The 17,555-nt window shown below is 46.7% G+C and carries 17 protein-coding genes; 2 read left to right on the top strand and 15 right to left on the bottom strand.

Annotated features, from left to right (window positions below):
* Window positions 1–368: 368 nt before the first annotated feature.
* From BCT27_RS20475 to yceD, 13 genes are all read right to left on the bottom strand, one after another.
* Entirely contained in the window at window positions 369–1,145 is a 777-nt protein-coding gene (locus tag BCT27_RS20475) for a TatD family hydrolase (RefSeq protein WP_017013867.1), read from the bottom strand.
* 225 nt (window positions 1,146–1,370) lie between these two features.
* Window positions 1,371–2,333 (bottom strand): DNA polymerase III subunit delta', encoded by a 963-nt coding sequence (gene holB, locus BCT27_RS20470; protein ID WP_102317116.1) that lies wholly within the window; start codon window positions 2,331–2,333, stop codon window positions 1,371–1,373.
* Window positions 2,323–2,955, bottom strand: coding sequence for a dTMP kinase (gene tmk, locus BCT27_RS20465; protein WP_102396611.1), 633 nt, complete (start codon window positions 2,953–2,955; stop codon window positions 2,323–2,325). Before tmk ends, holB begins: the two co-directional genes overlap by 11 nt.
* A complete protein-coding gene (gene mltG / locus BCT27_RS20460) occupies window positions 2,952–3,965 on the bottom strand; it encodes an endolytic transglycosylase MltG (protein ID WP_102390959.1) in 1,014 nt (337 codons plus the stop codon). Before mltG ends, tmk begins: the two co-directional genes overlap by 4 nt.
* Complete coding sequence (pabC, locus tag BCT27_RS20455; protein ID WP_102396610.1) at window positions 3,962–4,771, bottom strand: aminodeoxychorismate lyase; 810 nt, start codon at window positions 4,769–4,771, stop codon at window positions 3,962–3,964. The genes mltG and pabC overlap by 4 nt, the downstream gene beginning before the upstream one ends.
* Window positions 4,772–4,847: 76 nt before the next feature.
* Window positions 4,848–6,086 (bottom strand): beta-ketoacyl-ACP synthase II, encoded by a 1,239-nt coding sequence (gene fabF, locus BCT27_RS20450; protein ID WP_102317120.1) that lies wholly within the window; start codon window positions 6,084–6,086, stop codon window positions 4,848–4,850.
* 98 nt (window positions 6,087–6,184) lie between these two features.
* Complete coding sequence (acpP, locus tag BCT27_RS20445; protein WP_007467184.1) at window positions 6,185–6,421, bottom strand: acyl carrier protein; 237 nt, start codon at window positions 6,419–6,421, stop codon at window positions 6,185–6,187.
* Between the two features lie 157 nt (window positions 6,422–6,578).
* Entirely contained in the window at window positions 6,579–7,313 is a 735-nt protein-coding gene (fabG, locus tag BCT27_RS20440) for a 3-oxoacyl-ACP reductase FabG (RefSeq protein ID WP_017010176.1), read from the bottom strand.
* 56 nt (window positions 7,314–7,369) lie between these two features.
* A complete protein-coding gene (gene fabD, locus BCT27_RS20435; RefSeq protein WP_102396609.1) occupies window positions 7,370–8,293 on the bottom strand; it encodes an ACP S-malonyltransferase in 924 nt (307 codons plus the stop codon).
* A 14-nt stretch (window positions 8,294–8,307) separates the two neighbouring features.
* A complete protein-coding gene (locus BCT27_RS20430) occupies window positions 8,308–9,270 on the bottom strand; it encodes a beta-ketoacyl-ACP synthase III (protein WP_102317122.1) in 963 nt (320 codons plus the stop codon).
* A gap of 5 nt (window positions 9,271–9,275) precedes the next feature.
* A complete protein-coding gene (gene plsX, locus BCT27_RS20425) occupies window positions 9,276–10,301 on the bottom strand; it encodes a phosphate acyltransferase PlsX (protein ID WP_017013872.1) in 1,026 nt (341 codons plus the stop codon).
* A gap of 9 nt (window positions 10,302–10,310) precedes the next feature.
* Window positions 10,311–10,481: a 50S ribosomal protein L32 gene (gene rpmF, locus BCT27_RS20420; protein ID WP_016961383.1), complete on the bottom strand. Its 171-nt coding sequence runs from the start codon at window positions 10,479–10,481 to the stop codon at window positions 10,311–10,313.
* 15 nt (window positions 10,482–10,496) lie between these two features.
* Complete coding sequence (gene yceD / locus BCT27_RS20415; protein ID WP_102317123.1) at window positions 10,497–11,018, bottom strand: 23S rRNA accumulation protein YceD; 522 nt, start codon at window positions 11,016–11,018, stop codon at window positions 10,497–10,499.
* 246 nt (window positions 11,019–11,264) lie between these two features.
* Between yceD and BCT27_RS20410 the strand changes: the two genes are divergently transcribed.
* Window positions 11,265–11,852, top strand: coding sequence for a Maf family protein (locus tag BCT27_RS20410; RefSeq protein WP_102396608.1), 588 nt, complete (start codon window positions 11,265–11,267; stop codon window positions 11,850–11,852).
* 78 nt (window positions 11,853–11,930) lie between these two features.
* Here BCT27_RS20410 and BCT27_RS20405 read toward each other — a convergent pair whose 3' ends face one another.
* Together BCT27_RS20405 and rluC are read right to left on the bottom strand one after the other, a co-directional pair.
* Window positions 11,931–12,560 carry an HAD family hydrolase gene (locus tag BCT27_RS20405; protein ID WP_277872036.1) on the bottom strand — a complete coding sequence of 210 codons (630 nt, stop codon included), beginning with the start codon at window positions 12,558–12,560 and terminating at the stop codon, window positions 11,931–11,933.
* A 17-nt stretch (window positions 12,561–12,577) separates the two neighbouring features.
* Window positions 12,578–13,522: a 23S rRNA pseudouridine(955/2504/2580) synthase RluC gene (gene rluC, locus BCT27_RS20400; RefSeq protein ID WP_102317126.1), complete on the bottom strand. Its 945-nt coding sequence runs from the start codon at window positions 13,520–13,522 to the stop codon at window positions 12,578–12,580.
* Between the two features lie 525 nt (window positions 13,523–14,047).
* On the opposite strand from rluC, the gene rne reads away from it, so the two are divergent.
* Window positions 14,048–17,170, top strand: a complete 3,123-nt coding sequence (rne, locus tag BCT27_RS20395; protein WP_102396606.1) for a ribonuclease E — start codon at window positions 14,048–14,050, stop codon at window positions 17,168–17,170.
* Window positions 17,171–17,555 lie beyond the last annotated feature (385 nt).

Genomic DNA, 17,555 nt, shown 5'->3' with positions numbered 1-17,555 from the left:
GGGAAGATACCAAATAGCACTTTTGATACTCTCTAAGTCACTGTATTTTATATCTTAATATCAGACCAATCACTCTCTGCACGAATTTTACACACTTATAATGCCCAGAGTCTTAACGTTATTTCATGTAACGAATTAAGTGTGTTTAACATGTTTAAGTATCATTGCAGCACAGGAAAAGAATTTGTAACTTTCATCATAAGTTTCAGATAGATAAAAGAGATGACAACAAAAATTAAAACCAAATAGGTCTTTGCTGTTACAAACCCCATTTATCTTTGTGACATGCCAAGTGTTACGAAAATCACGAGGGGAAAACACGAAAAAGGCTGCAAAAGCAGCCTTTAAGAAGTCTTGAACGATGTGGTTCAGCGAGTAGCTGTCGAGAAAAGCTTAAAAAAGTTTTCCGTTGTCGTTGCTGCTACTTCTTCAGCAGACACGCCTTTCAGCAAGCCGACATATTCCGCCACTTCGCGAACGTAAGCAGGCTGATTTTGCTTACCACGATACGGGATAGGTGCAAGATACGGTGAATCCGTCTCTACCAACAGTTTTTCCAGAGGCAATCGACGGACGACATCTTTTAGCTCAGACGCTTTGTTAAACGTCACAATGCCTGAAATAGAAATGTAGAACCCTAGCTCAATCGCGGCTTCTGCCATCTCAAAACTTTCAGTGAAGCAATGCAGCACACCCCCAACCTTTTGAGCGTTCTCTTCACGCAAAATACGGAGCGTGTCTTCTCGCGCCATGCGCGTATGGATGATGAGAGGTTTATTTAGCTCAACAGCAATACGCACGTGCTGACGGAAAACGTCTTGCTGCTTTTCAGCAAGCTCGGGTTGGTAATGGTAATCTAGCCCCGTTTCGCCAATCGCGACAACACGGTCATCCGCGGCCAACGTGCGCAGTTGATCGAAGTCGAAACCTTCTTCAATGTCGAGAGGGTGAACGCCACAAGATGCAAACACATTCGGGTATGGACGAATCAAATCCATCATGGTCGGAAAGCTGCGCAGGGTTACACCAACAGAGAGCAGGTAATCCACACCACGATCTTTCGCTTTCTCTATGACCTCTGCAACATCAGTATGCAGATCGTCGTAATCTAATTTATCAAGGTGGCAATGTGAATCGACTAGCACGTTGTTAACTCCGGTATTCTTGTAAAGCGATGCATTGTATACCCAAATGGCCTTAAGGTGATCGCATTCAGAGGTTATTAATGCGTTCAATTCAAGGCAAATTTCACGAGGAATAGTCGTTCTATTTCCGTGGAATTTAGCGAAGAAGTGGGCGCATTTAGGGCTTCCCTTCGGGCGAGTCGACTCGCTGAATCCTGCATCTTCAGATTGTTTGGGTATAGGTGCTTACTGAAAGTCACTCAACCAGCGACTGACCATTAGTTCATTGTTTAAGCCTGTGCTTCTCACCAAATCGCTCTTCAGCTTATTCAGTGCTGTTAGTTGGCGCATAACGACAGACGCGGAGACGGCACGGCCAATTTTTTCAACTAACGGGAGAGATTCGCAGTGAACGAGCCCCTCTTGGGTCCCCTGTTGCAATTTCATCACGTCCAACAATAGAAAACTTAACCACTGTAAGCCATCGTTGCCAGATTTGATCAGCTTCTCCGTGAGCGTGAAAAGACCTTGTTTCGTTGTTACATAGCCAGAAAATGCATCAAGCAACCCTTCATGCGCGCCTAAGCTACCCGACTCTACAAATGCTTTCGCTGCAAGCGGCGCACCACGGTTAATGCGGATCACTTGAAGTGGCACCGAATCAAACAACTCAGCCTCAACCCACCGCTTTACAACGCTTTCCTGCGGCAGTTTAGGCTTCCACTTGTTACATCGGCTTACCACCGTCGGCAACATGGTGTCCATGGACGCTGCAAGAAGAATAAAATGGCAGTTCGAAGGCGGTTCTTCTAACGTTTTTAACACCGCATTCGCCGCCGCCTCGCCCATGCGATCTGCATCTTGAATCAGAATAACCCGTTGACCACCCAGTTGTGATGTTTCCCAAGCGTACTGATTCACTTTACGCACAGCATCGACACCGATTTGTTTACCTTCAGCTTCAGGCTTGAGTAGGTGGAAATCTGGGTGCGTGTCTGCATCAAACAGCTTACAACTATGGCAAACACCACAAGGTTCAGCGACGCCATTCTTGCAAAGAATGGTTTTTGCTAACATGGCAGCTAGCGCAATACGCCCACTCCCTTTTGGGGAAGCCAACAACACAGCGTGGTGAAGCCTATCTTGACCGAGAAGCTTTTGCCAATGTTGCCACGTGTCGTGTTGCCAAGGGTATACGTTAACCTGCATGGTTCAGCCATTGTTCTAATGCTGATTGAATATCGCTTGCAACGTCTTCAATCGATTGTGATGCATCAATAATGGCAACATGCTCTTCTGCTGCCGCCAGTTCCAAATAGCGTTCACGCGTGCGTTGGAAAAACTCGAGTTTCATTTGTTCAATACGGTCCAACTCGCCACGCGCACGGGCACGAGATAAGCCAAGCTCAGGGTCAATATCCATGTAAATCGTGAAGTCAGGACGAAAATCACCCAACACAGTATTACGCAGGCTTTGCATTAATGCCTTATCAAAACCACGGCCACCACCTTGGTATGCCTGTGAAGACATGTCATGGCGATCACCAACCACAACCGCGCCACGATTAAGCGCAGGCTTGATCACGTTATCAACCAACTGGATGCGTGCTGCGTAAAGTAAAAGCAGCTCTGCCATGTCCGTCAAAGGCTCATCAGGATGGCCTTCTTTTACCAATGCACGCATCTGCTCTGCCAACGGTGTACCACCCGGCTCGCGGGTTGTTTCAATGTCGCTGATACCATGCGCTTTCAGTGTTTCTATCACTTTATTGATAGCAGTGGTTTTGCCCGCGCCTTCAAGGCCTTCAACTACGATAAATTTTCCGTTCATTGGCTTCTTAATACTTTGAGATACTGTCGGACTGCACGGTTATGTTCCGCGAGCGTTTTCGAAAATTTGTGGCCACCGTAACCGCTGGCAACGAAATAGAAATACGGTGTACTGTCAGGGTTCGCCGCAGCAATGATCGAAGCTTTACCTGGCATCGCAATTGGCGTTGGCGGTAAACCTGAAATCACATACGTGTTATATGGCGTTGGCGTGCGTAAGTCTTTCTTACGGATGTTGCCATCGTATTTATCACCCATGCCATAAATCACCGTAGGGTCAGTTTGCAGACGCATTCGCTTGTTCAAGCGGTTTACAAATACTGACGCCACTTTACCGCGCTCTTCATCCACCGCGGTTTCTTTTTCAATGATGGAGGCAAGCGTTAACAAGTCATACGCGGATTTTACGGGTAGCTTCTCAGCACGTGATGCCCATGCCAAATCCAACGCACCTTGAAGTTGCTTGGAAGCACGAACTAGAAGAGAGAGATCGCTTTCCCCTGCCACAAAATGATAGGTTTCTGGCAACAATAACCCTTCGACTTTCTCTGACGACAAACCGAGCTTCTTGGCAATAGCCGCTTCACTCAAATTTTCAGTATCATGTTTCAAGTAGTCAGTTTGATTAAGGATTTCGCGCCATTCTTTGAAGGTACTTCCTTCAACGAAGGTGATCGCAAACTGATGCTCTTTACCTGTTCGGAACACGGCAAACACATCTGCAAGTGTCATTGACGGGTCAATTTCATAAGTCCCCGCTTTCAAGCGAGTGAGCTCTGGGTGCGTTTTTGCCGCAAATCTTGACCATTCAGACGGTGAAATAACACCGTCATTAATCAAAGTACGGGTAACGGAATGATAATTCGCGCCATCCGGTACCGTCACGAGGACTTTTTCTTGAGTGTCTATTTGCGCACTCACGTACGATTCAATTTCCCCATATGCCCAGTACGCGCCACCAGCAGCAGCCAATACAAGGCACAGAAATACAAGGGCCAGTTTTTTAATCACGCATTTAACCTCAATGTTATTGCTCTACAAGCATCAAATGCGCTGTAGTTTGTTGTTTCTACGCATCTCACAGGCATCACGCCCATTACTGCATTTGTTATAAAGACTTCTTCGGCTCTAAATAAAGCGTCAGGGGAAGAGAGAACTTCCTGAACATCAAAACCGAGTGCTTTCGCCGCTGCGATAACCTGAGTTCGCATCGTACCAGCCACACCTGCACGTTGAAGATCTGGGGTATAAATCATCTTGCCGATACGCCAGAATAAATTCGACGCAGAGGTTTCGACAAGGTTCCCACTCATGTCGCACGCAACACCATCGTCCATGCCGCTGCTGTCCACTTCACGCTTGAGCATAACCTGCTCTAAACGGTTTAAATGCTTAATGCCTGCGAGCGGAGATATGCCGAGTGGTTGTTCAAGCAGTACCATCGCAATGCCTTTCTCCCGCCACGCCTCATAGTGCGCTGGATAGGCATGCGTTGAGACAATGACATTGGGCGCATTGCAGCCTTCAGGGCTGTAACCTCGCCCGCCCGCACCTCGCGTAATGATCACTTTCAGAACCGCTTTGTCTGTGCTTTCGGTAGATTTAGCCGCATCTTGTACCCAAGAAGCAACTAAAGGCCAATCAATATCGGTGATCCCAAGTCGAGATGCGTTGTCACGCAAACGCGCTTCGTGCAATGGCCAAGCTGCAACTACACCCCTTTTAAGAAGAAGGGTGGAAAAACAGCCGTCACCGTACTGTAAACCGCGATCAGAGATTGAAATGTCATCACTAGCCAATCCATTGAGCAAAATCATTCCGGGGTTCCTGAATTACAAATAAAAAAACGGCTCGATACACTGTATCGAGCCGCCTTAGTTTATCAAAAAATTCTTAGATTTTTTTGAAAATCAACGAACCATTTGTGCCGCCGAAGCCGAAAGAGTTACACAGAGCGTAGTCCGTCTTCACTTGACGAGCTTCATGTGGAACATAATCAAGGTCACAACCTTCATCGAGGTTGTCCAAGTTAATCGTTGGCGGTACAGCCTGCTCAACCAAAGACATGATGGTGAAGATAGATTCCGCAGAACCTGCAGCACCTAGAAGGTGACCTGTCATTGATTTGGTTGAAGACACCATGGTTTTGTCTGCAGCAGCACCCATAGCCAAACGAATACCCTTCGTTTCAGCAACATCACCCGCAGGTGTAGACGTACCGTGTGCGTTTACATAACCAATATCTTCTGGTGTGATGCCTGCATCGCGGATAGCCGCTTTCATTGCAAGTGCACCACCAGAGCCGTCTGCGCTTGGTGACGTCATGTGGTAAGCATCACCACTCATACCGAAGCCAACAAGCTCACAGTAAATCTTGGCACCACGTGCTTTTGCTTGTTCGTATTCTTCAAGCACGATGACGCCAGCGCCATCACCTAGAACAAAACCATCACGGTCTTTATCCCAAGGACGTGAAGCCGCTTGTGGATCGTCATTACGGGTAGACAGGGCTTTTGCAGCAGCAAAGCCACCAATACCTAATTCGGTCGACGCTTTTTCTGCGCCACCTGCAACCATCGCATCTGCATCACCATATGCAATCATGCGTGCCGCATGACCGATGTTGTGCAGACCTGTGGTACAAGCCGTTGAAATCGCGATGTTAGGACCGCGAAGACCGTAATTAATGGATACGTGACCGGCGATCATATTTACAATGGTCGACGGTACAAAAAATGGACTGATTTTGCGTGGGCCTTTTTCGACATACGCGCGGTGGTTAGCTTCAATCAAGCCAAGTCCACCAATACCCGAACCAATGGCTACACCGACACGCTCAGCGTTTTCTTCGGTGATCTCCAAACCAGAATCTTCAAGTGCTTGCACACTTGCTGCGATCCCGTACTGGATGAATAAATCCATTTTACGAGCATCTTTCTTAGAGATGTAATCTTCACAATTGAAATCATTTACTAGCCCAGCAAATTTGGTTGCAAAGCCTGTTGTATCGAAATGATCAATTGTTTGAATACCGCTTTGGCCAGCGAGTAATGCTTTCCAAGATGACTCAACAGTGTTACCTACAGGCGATAACATCCCCATGCCAGTGACAACAACACGACGCTTAGACACGATGATATTCTCCGGAGAAAGGTGATTCTTTAAAATTTTGAGGTGCTAGAAAAAACTCAGGCGGCCAAATTGACCGCCTGGAAGAATTTTTTTTCTGATTACTCAGACGCGCCAACTACGTAGTCGATAGCAGCTTGAACAGTAGTAATCTTTTCAGCTTCTTCGTCTGGAATCTCGGTATCGAATTCTTCTTCCAGAGCCATAACAAGCTCAACTGTGTCTAGAGAATCTGCACCCAGATCGTCAACGAAAGATGCTTCGTTTTTAACTTCAGCTTCGTCTACGCCTAGTTGCTCAACGATGATTTTTTTAACGCGTTCTTCGATGTTGCTCATATTAATACTATTCCTTACAAGATTCGCAGATGCGATATGTGCAGTAGTTTATTCAATAACGTGGAAGTTGCAACACCCTTAATGCTGGTCAAACCACGATTTGCTCGATAAACAGTCGGAGTTTGACCTGTATCATTTAGTGTTGCAACTTTTGTGCTCAAATCATGTACATGCCGCCATTGACGTGCAGTGTCTCACCCGTGATATAGGCTGCATCTGTTGACGCTAAAAACGCTACAGTCGCCGCAATTTCACGTGGATCGCCTAAACGTCCAGCAGGTACTTGAGCCAAAGTTGCTGCACGCTGATCATCGTTCAGCGCTTTTGTCATGTCGGTTTCAATGAAACCTGGAGCGACAGTATTTACGGTAATGCCGCGCGATGCAACTTCACGTGCCATAGATTTGGTGAAGCCCACAACTCCAGCTTTCGCTGCCGCATAATTTGCCTGACCGGCGTTGCCCATTGTACCAACAACCGAACCGACATTAATAATACGTCCGTTACGTTTTTTCATCATCGCACGCAGTACCGCTTTAGACATGCGGAAAATAGACGTCAAGTTGGTGTCCATGATGTCTTGCCACTCATCTTCCTTCATACGCATCAGAAGGTTATCACGAGTAATGCCTGCATTGTTAACAAGAATATCGATATCACCGAACTCTTCTTTGATCGCTTTCAGTACGCCTTCAATCGACTCAGAAGATGTTACGTTAAGTGCATAGCCCTTACCGTTCTCGCCCAAGTAATCGCTGATTGACGCAGCACCGCTTTCAGAGGTAGCTGTACCAACAACTGTTGCACCGCGCTCTACAAGAATTTCAGCGATTGCTCGTCCAATACCACGACTCGCACCCGTAACAAGCGCAATTTTACCGTTCAGGTCCATTCTTATTCGTTCCTTAATTGCAGCAGCCAGTTGTTACTGGCTGCAGTTTCCAGAAATTACTTCGCCGCTTCCAAAGAAGCAGGATCATTAACCGCAGCAGCGTTCAATTTACGATCGATACGCTTAGCAAGACCCGTCAATACTTTACCAGGGCCCATTTCTAGCAGAAGCTCAACGCCTTCACCGGCCATTTTCTCAACGCTTTCAGTCCAACGAACGGGACCGTAAAGTTGACGAACAAGAGCAGATTTAATCGCAGAAGGGTCAGTTTCAGCAGCAACGTCAGCGTTGTTAACAACTGGGATTGACGGTGCAGAAAATTCAATGCTTTCAAGCGCAACAGCTAATTTATCTGCTGCTGGTTTCATCAGTGCACAGTGAGACGGCACAGATACAGGCAAAGGCAATGCGCGTTTCGCGCCCGCTTCTTTACACAGAACGTTTGCACGCTCTACCGCTTCTTTATTACCGGCAATGACAACTTGGCCTGGTGAATTGAAGTTTACAGGGGAAACCACTTGTCCCTGTTCCGCTTCTTCACACGCTTTAGCAATGGCGTCGTTTTCAAGACCAATGATTGCAGACATAGCACCCACGCCTGCAGGTACCGCTTCTTGCATCAGCTGACCACGCAGTTCAACCAATTTAACGGCTTCTTTGAAGTCGATAACACCCGCACAAACCAGTGCAGAGTACTCACCCAAGCTATGACCAGCCAATACGGTTGGTTGTGCTCCACCCTCTTGTTGCCATACACGCCAAATCGCAACAGACGCTGCCAGCAGTGCAGGTTGAGTGCGATGAGTTTGGTTGAGGTCAGTGTCAGGGCCGTTTTGAACCAGTGCCCAAAGGTCATAACCTAAAACGTCAGATGCTTCAGCAAATGTTTGTTTTACTACATCAAATTGTTCAGCCAGTTCAGCCAACATGCCCATAGTTTGTGAACCTTGGCCTGGAAAAACCACAGCAAAGTTAGACATAGAAATTTTCCTTATTAAAACTTAATCAGCGCAGAGCCCCAGGCGAAACCACCGCCAAAGGCTTCAAGCAATATCGTTTGACCGCGTTGAATGCGTCCGTCACGTACTGCTTCATCAAGTGCAGTAGGAACAGAAGCGGCAGACGTATTGCCATGTTTATCTAGCGTTAGGACAACCTGATCCATCGACATGGCCAGTTTTTTTGCCGTCGCTTTAATGATTCGATAGTTTGCTTGGTGTGGAACGAGCCAATCAATTTCAGACTTTTCCATTTGGTTGGCATCAAGTGTTTCAGAGACGATGTTAGCCAGCTGCGTAACAGCAACTTTAAAGACATCGTTGCCTGCCATTTCTAGCCAAGCATCTTCTTCAACTTGAGAGCGCGAACCACGCCCAGGGTGTTTCAAGTTCAGCAACTCGCCAAATTTACCATCAGCACGTAAGTGAGTAGAGATCACACCTGGCTCTTCGCTTGCACCAACAACAACGGCACCCGCACCATCACCAAACAAGATGACAGTTGAACGATCAGTCGGATCACACATGTGAGAAAGACGATCAGAACCAACAACCAAGGCGTTACGCGCCATGCCTGACTTCACATACTGATCAGCAACGCTCAGTGCGTAAACAAAACCAGAACATGCAGCAGCAATATCAAAGGCAGGGCAACCACTAATACCAAGCATGGCTTGGACTTCACATGCGGCAGCAGGGAATGCACTTTCACCGCTTGTGGTAGCAACAATAATGAGGTCAATGTCGTGCTTATCAATCGCTGCCATATCAATTGCTTGGACAGCAGCGTTGTAAGCCATTACCGCAACAGACTCGTTTTCCGCTGCAATACGACGTTCTTTAATACCAGTTCGGGCAGTAATCCACTCATCACTGGTATCAACCATTTTTTCGAGATCCGCGTTAGTGCGGATTTGGGCAGGCAGAAAGCTGCCTGTACCTAGAATCTTACTGAACATGAAGACTAATAATGCCTCTCGAGTAGTACGGCTTCCAAACGGTCACATATTTTTTTAGGTAGTTGCCGTTCGACTTCGTGGACCGCTTCCCCGATAGCGTGTTGGAAAGCGGATATATCAGCACGTCCGTGGCTTTTCACTACAATGCCGCGCAATCCTAACAGACTTGCGCCATTGTACTGGTCGGGGTTCAGGTGATTAAGCGCAGTAAATAGTTCGCCAAATAACCATTTAGCCACCAGTTTTTTAAATGGGCTCGTCAAAATGTGCTGCTTTAAGCTATCTAAAAACAGTTTTGCGACCCCTTCACTGGTTTTCAGGCTTACGTTGCCGACAAATCCATCACAGACAACCACATCAGCCTTCCCTGTATAGAGCTGGTTGCCCTCTACGTAACCAATGTAATTGACTGCTGAGCATTGCTGAAGCATTTCCGAGCAACGCTTTACTAAATCATTTCCTTTTATTTCTTCTTCACCGATATTCAACAAGCCCACCGTAGGTTGATGACCTAATTGCTCTTCAGCAAGCACAGAGCCCATTACCGCAAACTGAAACAAGGTATCAGCATCCACCGAAACATTTGCACCAAGATCGAGTAACCAGCTTTGTTGAGAACCTAGGGTTGGGAGGGCTGAAACAAGCGCAGGCCTGTCTATGCCAGGGAGAAGTTTTAATAAGGAGCGAGAGAGTGCCATCAGTGCGCCCGTATTACCGGCACTGACACAGGCATCAGCTTTGCCATCGGCGACAAGTTCCAATGCAATACGCATGGATGTACCTTTACTCGAGCGAAGTGCTTGAGAAGGACGCGTGTCGTTGGCGATAGAAGATTCCGCATGAACAATTGAAATGCGGGAGGCATGTTCTTGACCCAGCGATACGAGCTGGCGGGTGATCTCAGCGTGATCACCGACGAGTACGACTTTTAACGAAGGGAAATGCAACAATGCCTGCACGGAGGCAGGCACTGTTACCTGGGGACCGAAGTCCCCACCCATCGCATCAAGTGCAATGGTTAGACCAGTCAAGGCTCAACCTTACTTGTTGATTACCTTGCGGCCACGGTAGAAACCGTCAGCAGTCACGTTGTGACGCAGGTGAGTTTCACCAGAAGTTGCATCTACAGACAATGCACTAGTAGTTAGCGCATCGTGTGAACGACGCATACCACGCATTGAACGTGATTTTTTGCTCTTTTGTACGGCCATGGACCCTACTCCTCGTTACTTTTGCTTTAAGTTTTTCAAAACGGCAAATGGATTCGGACGCTCATCAGCAAGCGGGATTTCCCCGAAAACCATACCATCAGAGTTGATTTCGCAATCAGCTTCTTCGTGCATGGCAACCTGTGGCAAAGCCACAATCAACTCATCTTCGATAAGTTGAAGTAGGTTAATCTCACCATTTTCGTCGACTAATGCCGGCTCATAAGCATCTGGTAAATTGTCAACCTGATCTTCATTGAAAACCGGGCTGTAAATAAATTCGATATCACAATGATGTGGGTAGACTTTCCAACAACGTTGACACTCAAGATTGACGTCGACCTTCACGTTACCGCTTACGATCTTCAGTCCTTGTGCATCAATATCAAAAGAAAGTTTAACATCAGCATCACTGATCACACCTCCAGTTACCTCTGCAAGACGTTCAAGCTGCTTAACTGCGATGATGCCATCATAATCAAGTCGCTTTTGCGCACTTTTAAACGGGTCAACCGTTAGTGGTACTTTTACCTTTTGCATAGGGCGCGAATTCTAGCCTCCAAAGTATCCCGAGTCAAAGAAATTTAGCCTTTTACTTCTAAGAGGTAGCGTATACACACTCGCCCAGAGAAGAAAAGGTTATTTTCTGTACTACAGGCACTTAGCGAATTTGAAACAGAATGGGCACGAATTGCCAACGGACATCCTATGCCCACTCGCCTCCGCAAGTGTAAAACATTACACTGACCTTCGTATACGAATATTCCGAGAAAGGATCATCGTTAGATGAATAAACAAACAGTCGTGCTAGGATCCGGCTCTAAATATCGCCAAATGGTGTTAGAAAAGCTGGGAATTTCCTTTCTAACGCATTCGCCTGATATTGATGAAACCCCTTATGAACAAGAAGATCCAAGCGATTTGGTGAAGCGTTTGTCTGAAAATAAGGCAAAAGCGTGCAGTATCGATCATCCCAACGCCTTGATCATAGGATCCGATCAAGTCTGCGTGATCGACGGAAAGATCCTCGGCAAACCTCATACTGAAGAGCGTGCTTTCGACCAACTCAGTGCAGCTTCAGGCAAACACGTCACTTTTTATACAGGTTTAAGCCTTTATAACAGTGCAACTGGGAAATCCCAAACCGACGTTGAACCGTTTCACGTTCACTTTAGATCTCTCTCTGAGGTAGAAATTAGAAACTACGTGAAGCGCGAGCTACCGCTCGATTGTGCTGGCAGTTTCAAATGTGAAGGATTAGGCATCGCATTGTTTGAGAAGCTCGATGGTAGAGACCCAAACACTTTGATTGGTCTTCCATTGATTCGACTGTGTGAAATGTTAGAGCAAGAAGGTGTCAACGTTCTAGGGTAACTAACCCCTTCTATCAGCTACAAAAAAAGAGCGAATCTTCGCTCTTTTTTCATTTTCATGTCCTGCTAACGCTTATGTCTATGGCAGTTTGAGTAATTCTGGCAGTGTGTCGACAATCGCCACAGGGTTGTATTCAGATAGTGTAGCAGCATCATGCACACCCCATGTAATACCAATCGCATCAATGCCCGCGTTGTTTGCTAACAACATGTCATGAGAGGTATCCCCTATCATGACAGCCTCTTCTTTATTGATACCGAGCTCTTCAAGCAACGCATGAATCATTAAAGGATCGGGCTTTGATAACGTCTCATCTGCCGTTCGTGTCGCGGCAAAGAAATGCTGACTGTGGGTTTCACCCATTGCCCTATCAAGGCCAATGCGCGATTTCCCAGTCGCCACCCCTAACATTTTTCCTGACGCATTTTTCAACGCGTCAAGTGTATCGGTTACACCAGGATAAAACGCATGTGGTGTTGGGTTATCATCCCGAAACTGCTGACCATAATGCTTCTTCCAAGTATCAAACAGAGAGAAAGGCACATCTGGGTAAAGAAATACAAACCCCTTTTCTAAGCTCAAACCTATCATTTGCTTTAATTGCTCTGGCGACAGCGTTGGCAAACCACCCGTTAAACGGGCAGCTTCCTCTAAACACGACACAATGCGTGCCACCGAATCCATCACAGTGCCATCCCAATCAAAGATGACTAGCTTATATTGCTTTAACAGGTGCGCAGTCCTTCTAACGTTCGCTCGAGTTTCTTTTCCATCGGCGCGGAGATATCCATTTGCGCTTCTGTGCTCGGGTGCGTGAACTTAATGTTTGCAGCATGGAGGAACAATCGGCTCAAACCAAATTTCTTCGTATAAGCATCAAATCGTCGATCACCATACCTATCATCCCAAGCAATCGGATGACCAGAGTATTGAGCATGGACGCGAATCTGGTGTGTGCGTCCAGTGATTGGACTTGCTTGAACCAAGGTCGCTTCTTTAAATTGTTCCAGCACTCTAAAGCGCGTTTCTGACGCTTTACCGTTCGGATTAACCCGCACAATGCTGTTCACTTCATTCTTAAGTAAAGGTGCAGTCACTTTACGCATGCTTGGTTTCCAGTTCCCCATGACCAAAGCAAAGTAATACTTCTGTACCGTCTTCTCGCGAAATTGCGCTTGAAGATGACGAAGTGCCGAGCGTTTTTTGGCAATCAACAAAATGCCAGACGTATCTCTGTCGATTCGATGCACCAATTCAAGAAAACGTGCATCTGGACGCAGTGCGCGCATGGCCTCAATCGCGCCAAAATGCAGCCCACTGCCGCCATGAACGGCAGTTCCAGACGGTTTATTCAGAATAAGCATGTGATCGTCTTCATAAATCACACAATTTTCTAACTCAGCCACCCTATCAAGCTTGGTGTTAGGCGCTTCAACCTGCGCCGTCTCTGGGATCTTGATAGGAGGAAGACGAATAACATCCCCCTCTTGAAGCTTGTATTCCGGTTTTATGCGTTTTTTGTTAACTCGCACCTCTCCTTTGCGAAGAACGCGATAAATCATACTTTTAGGGACGTTTTTAAGCCTATTTCGGAGAAAATTATCGATCCGCTGGCCTGCAATGTCATCGGAGATGTCGATGAATTGCACTTTAGGTTTTTCTGTATTCATAGGGCATAGATTCTACATTGCATCAAAGTAATTTGCCGCAAAAAAGTGTCCCTGCTATAGTTGCGCCGTACTGTAGAAAAGTTTGTAGCTTTTTTACACACTACGGCGAAATTACCGTCAAACAGAGTAAATATAATCCGCTTTAACCAAGACACATTGACCATTCACGGCACTATTTCTTAGTAGTTTCGATTCCGATGAGAGTTCAACGCGTTTTAATCATGCAGCATTTGGCGTAAGACATGAGGATTAAGGCACCCGTTAGTTTGTTGGCACGACGGGAAAAATAACCAGTGTCAAAGAGACTGTCGCCATTTGTGGTGGAAAACCGACTGAGTAAACCGGAGAGACTTCTTTATTTCCGTGTCAGTGGGTAAATAAGTAGTGCCCTAGAGCGTCCCTGATTCCCCAGCCGTGAGGTTGCATTAATGTCAGACTTGGGACCTGGCAGCATTGCGTTTTTTGTCTCGTATCCGACAACTAATAACAACGACAAATAATCGAGAAAAATTTGATATGAAAAGAATGTTGATCAACGCAACTCAAAAAGAAGAGTTGCGCGTCGCATTGGTTGACGGTCAGCGCTTGTACGATCTAGATATCGAAAGCCCAGGCCATGAATCGAAGAAAGCAAATATTTATAAAGGCAAAATCACCCGTATTGAACCAAGTCTAGAAGCAGCTTTCGTTGACTACGGTTCAGAACGTCACGGTTTCCTTCCTCTTAAAGAAATTGCCCGCGAATACTTCCCAGACAATTACAGCTACCAAGGCCGTCCAAACATCAAAGAGGTGTTGAAAGAAGGCCAAGAAGTGATTGTTCAGGTAGATAAAGAAGAACGTGGTAACAAAGGCGCAGCCCTAACCACATTCATCTCCCTTGCGGGTAGTTACCTTGTTCTTATGCCTAACAACCCACGTGCTGGCGGTATTTCTCGTCGCATCGAAGGTGAAGAGCGTAGCCAACTTAAAGAAGCAATGTCAGGCCTTAAACTGCCACAAGGCATGGGTCTTATTGTTCGCACCGCAGGCGTAGGCAAATCAGCTGAAGAACTTGAATGGGATTTGAACTATCTGTTGAACAACTGGGAACGTATCCTAGGTGCTGCAGATTCTCAAAATGCTCCTTTCCTTATCTATCAAGAAAGTGACGTTATTGCTCGTGCATTCCGTGACTACCTACGCCGTGACATCGGTGAGGTATTGATTGATAGCGAAACAGTATTCAATCAGGCTCGTGAGCGTATTCAGGCGACCCGCCCTGACTTCCTGCAGCGCGTTAAGCGCTACGAAGGCGAAGTACCTCTATTCAGCCATTACCAAATCGAAAGTCAGATTGAATCTGCATTCCAGCGTGAAGTCCGTCTTCCATCTGGCGGTTCGATTGTTATCGACCCTACAGAAGCATTGACCTCTATTGATATCAACTCAGCCCGCGCAACAAAAGGCTCTGATATCGAAGAAACTGCACTTCAAACGAACCTAGAAGCAGCTGACGAAATTGCACGTCAATTACGTCTACGCGACTTGGGTGGCTTGGTTGTTATCGATTTTATCGATATGACCCCTGTTCGCCACCAACGTGAAGTTGAAAACCGCCTTCGTGAAGCAGTTCGTATGGACCGCGCACGCGTTCAAATCGGCCGTATTTCACGTTTCGGTCTGCTAGAAATGTCTCGCCAACGCCTAAGCCCGTCTTTGGCAGAAGCGAGCCACCATATTTGTCCTCGTTGTACGGGTACAGGTGTGATTCGTGATAACGAATCCCTGTCGCTGTCTATTCTTCGATTGATCGAAGAAGAAGCATTGAAAGAGAACACATCGCAAGTAATGGCTATTGTGCCAGTGCCTGTTGCCTCTTACCTGCTTAACGAAAAACGCCGCTCTGTGCAGCATGTAGAGAAATATCACAACGTTCGCGTTGTTATCGTGCCAAACGCAGACATGGAAACGCCACACTTTGAAGTGTTGCGTGTCCGTGGCGGTGATGAAAACAGTACGCTTTCTTACCACTTGCCTAAGCAGCTGGAAGCAATACGCGAAGCAGAAGCAAAAGATGATGCCCCTGCTGAACGTGTCGAGAAGAAACGTGAAGAGCCTGCACTTCAAGGTTTCTCTGCGCCAGCTTCTCCAGCACCATCTGCGAAGCCTGCACCAACCAAAGAAGCTGAAACACAACCGGGCTTGTTCTCGCGTTTGGTTAGCTTCATTTCTGGTCTGTTTGCATCAGAGCCTGAGCAAGAGAAGAAAGAAGAACCGAAACAAGAAAACCGTAATCGTCGTGATCAGAAACGTTCGCAAGACCGCAATCGTCGTGGTTCACGCAACAATCAACGCGATGAAAACGGCAAGCAAGAGCGCAACGAGAAACGTCCACAACGTCGTAAAGACCGTCCAGAAACGGCGGATCGTAACGAACAGCGTAATGAACGTAACGAGCGCAACGGCAACGCAGAACGTCAAGAAAAACCTGCGAAGAAGCAAAACCGTAAGCCTGTTGATAAAGCAGAGAAAACGGAACAGCGCCAACAGCAGAAAGTCGCTAAACCTGTAAAAGAAGAAGCGCCAGTAGTTGCAGTTGAGAAGCAGGAAAAAGCGGAGAAGACGGAAAAAATTAAGCAACGCCGTCAACGCCGTAAGCTAGACAAGAAAATTCGCGTAGGCGACACGTCTGTTGAGCAAGAGAATGTGGCTGAAAACCCTCTTCAAGAGATGGGCAAAGCAGTTGCTGCCGAAGCAAAACAAGTTGATGTGAACGAAACTGTCGCTGCGCAAGATGGCGAACAAACTGAGCAACGTGATGAGAAACGTCGTAACCGTCGTTCACCTCGTCACCTACGTGCTAGTGGTCAACGCCGTCGTCGCAACTACCGCGAAGACAACGACACTGAATCGACAGAACAAGGTCTTGACCAGCTAGACATGATGGAAACTGCAGTTTCTGTTGTAGAGAAGCGCAACAAGGTTGTTCTGAAGTCTGGTGTGGCTTCTCCAGAAATGGCAATGGGTAAAGTATGGCCGTCGAAAGCGGCACAGAAAGCACCTGTTGTTGCAGAAGAAGTCATCGCTGATGTGGCACAAGAAACACCCGTTGTTGAAGAAGCAGTTGAAGCAAAACCAGCCCTAAGCGGTGTTGCTTTCCCTGAAATGGCAATGGGTAAAGTATTCCCTCGTCCTGCAACGCCTACGATTTTGGAAGAAAAAGCCAAATCTGAAGGTGCAGATGCACTGAGCGAAGAACTTCCACTAACAGTGAATGCTGTATCGGAAGAACCTGCCGCTCAACAAGCGCCAGAAACCGTTGTTGCAAAAGCCGACGTTCAAGAGACTGTGGCTCAAGAAGCAGTGGTTGAATCAGCGCCAGTTGCGCCTGTTCAGAACGAAGAAAAAGCAGACATCAAAGAAGTGATTGAAGCGAGTGAAATCTCAGCGGTTGAAGCAGAAAAACCTGCAGAAGCGCCAGTGATTCGTTGTCGTGTTGCAACGTCTCCAATGACGAAAGCACCCGCTCCAGCTCAAGAAGTGTCTTCTGCACCAATCCAAGTCGCAATTGCAGAGTTCCGTGCAGAGCGTCTTCAAACTAAACAAGCAGGTAGTGACACGGCAACTAGCCGCGCCGCAGCACCCGCGACCAAGCCTAACTTCTAAGTTAAGGCTAGGGTAAAAAAGAGCCATGCATGTCATGGCTCTTTTTTTTTATACCCAAACAAACTCTCGGTGAACAAGTATCTTGAGGTTGTTTGGGTATAAAAATTTAATGTATTCGTTATGTTGCCCTCGAACACGACTACCCTAATGCTATACACGTATTTCAGGCTGTCACTTCAACATGTCGAGCACTGATATCTTTATTATTAAGATTCACAATTACGTTACGAACATTGAACAAAATCACACTATTAGGTAGTATCCGCAAGCATTTAACAGTTGAGACAGCTGTTTATAGAAAGAACGTTTAATTGCTAGCTATGTGATTACAAGGACGATCGTTTTGCTACCGCTAGCGATGTTGTGTGATTCCCTTTAACCCATC

It is taken from the genome of Enterovibrio norvegicus (genome assembly GCF_002876705.1).
Lineage (GTDB): Bacteria > Pseudomonadota > Gammaproteobacteria > Enterobacterales > Vibrionaceae > Enterovibrio > Enterovibrio norvegicus_B.
Note: the sequence above shows the minus strand (reverse complement) of the source record. Positions and strands in the feature narration are given on the sequence as shown.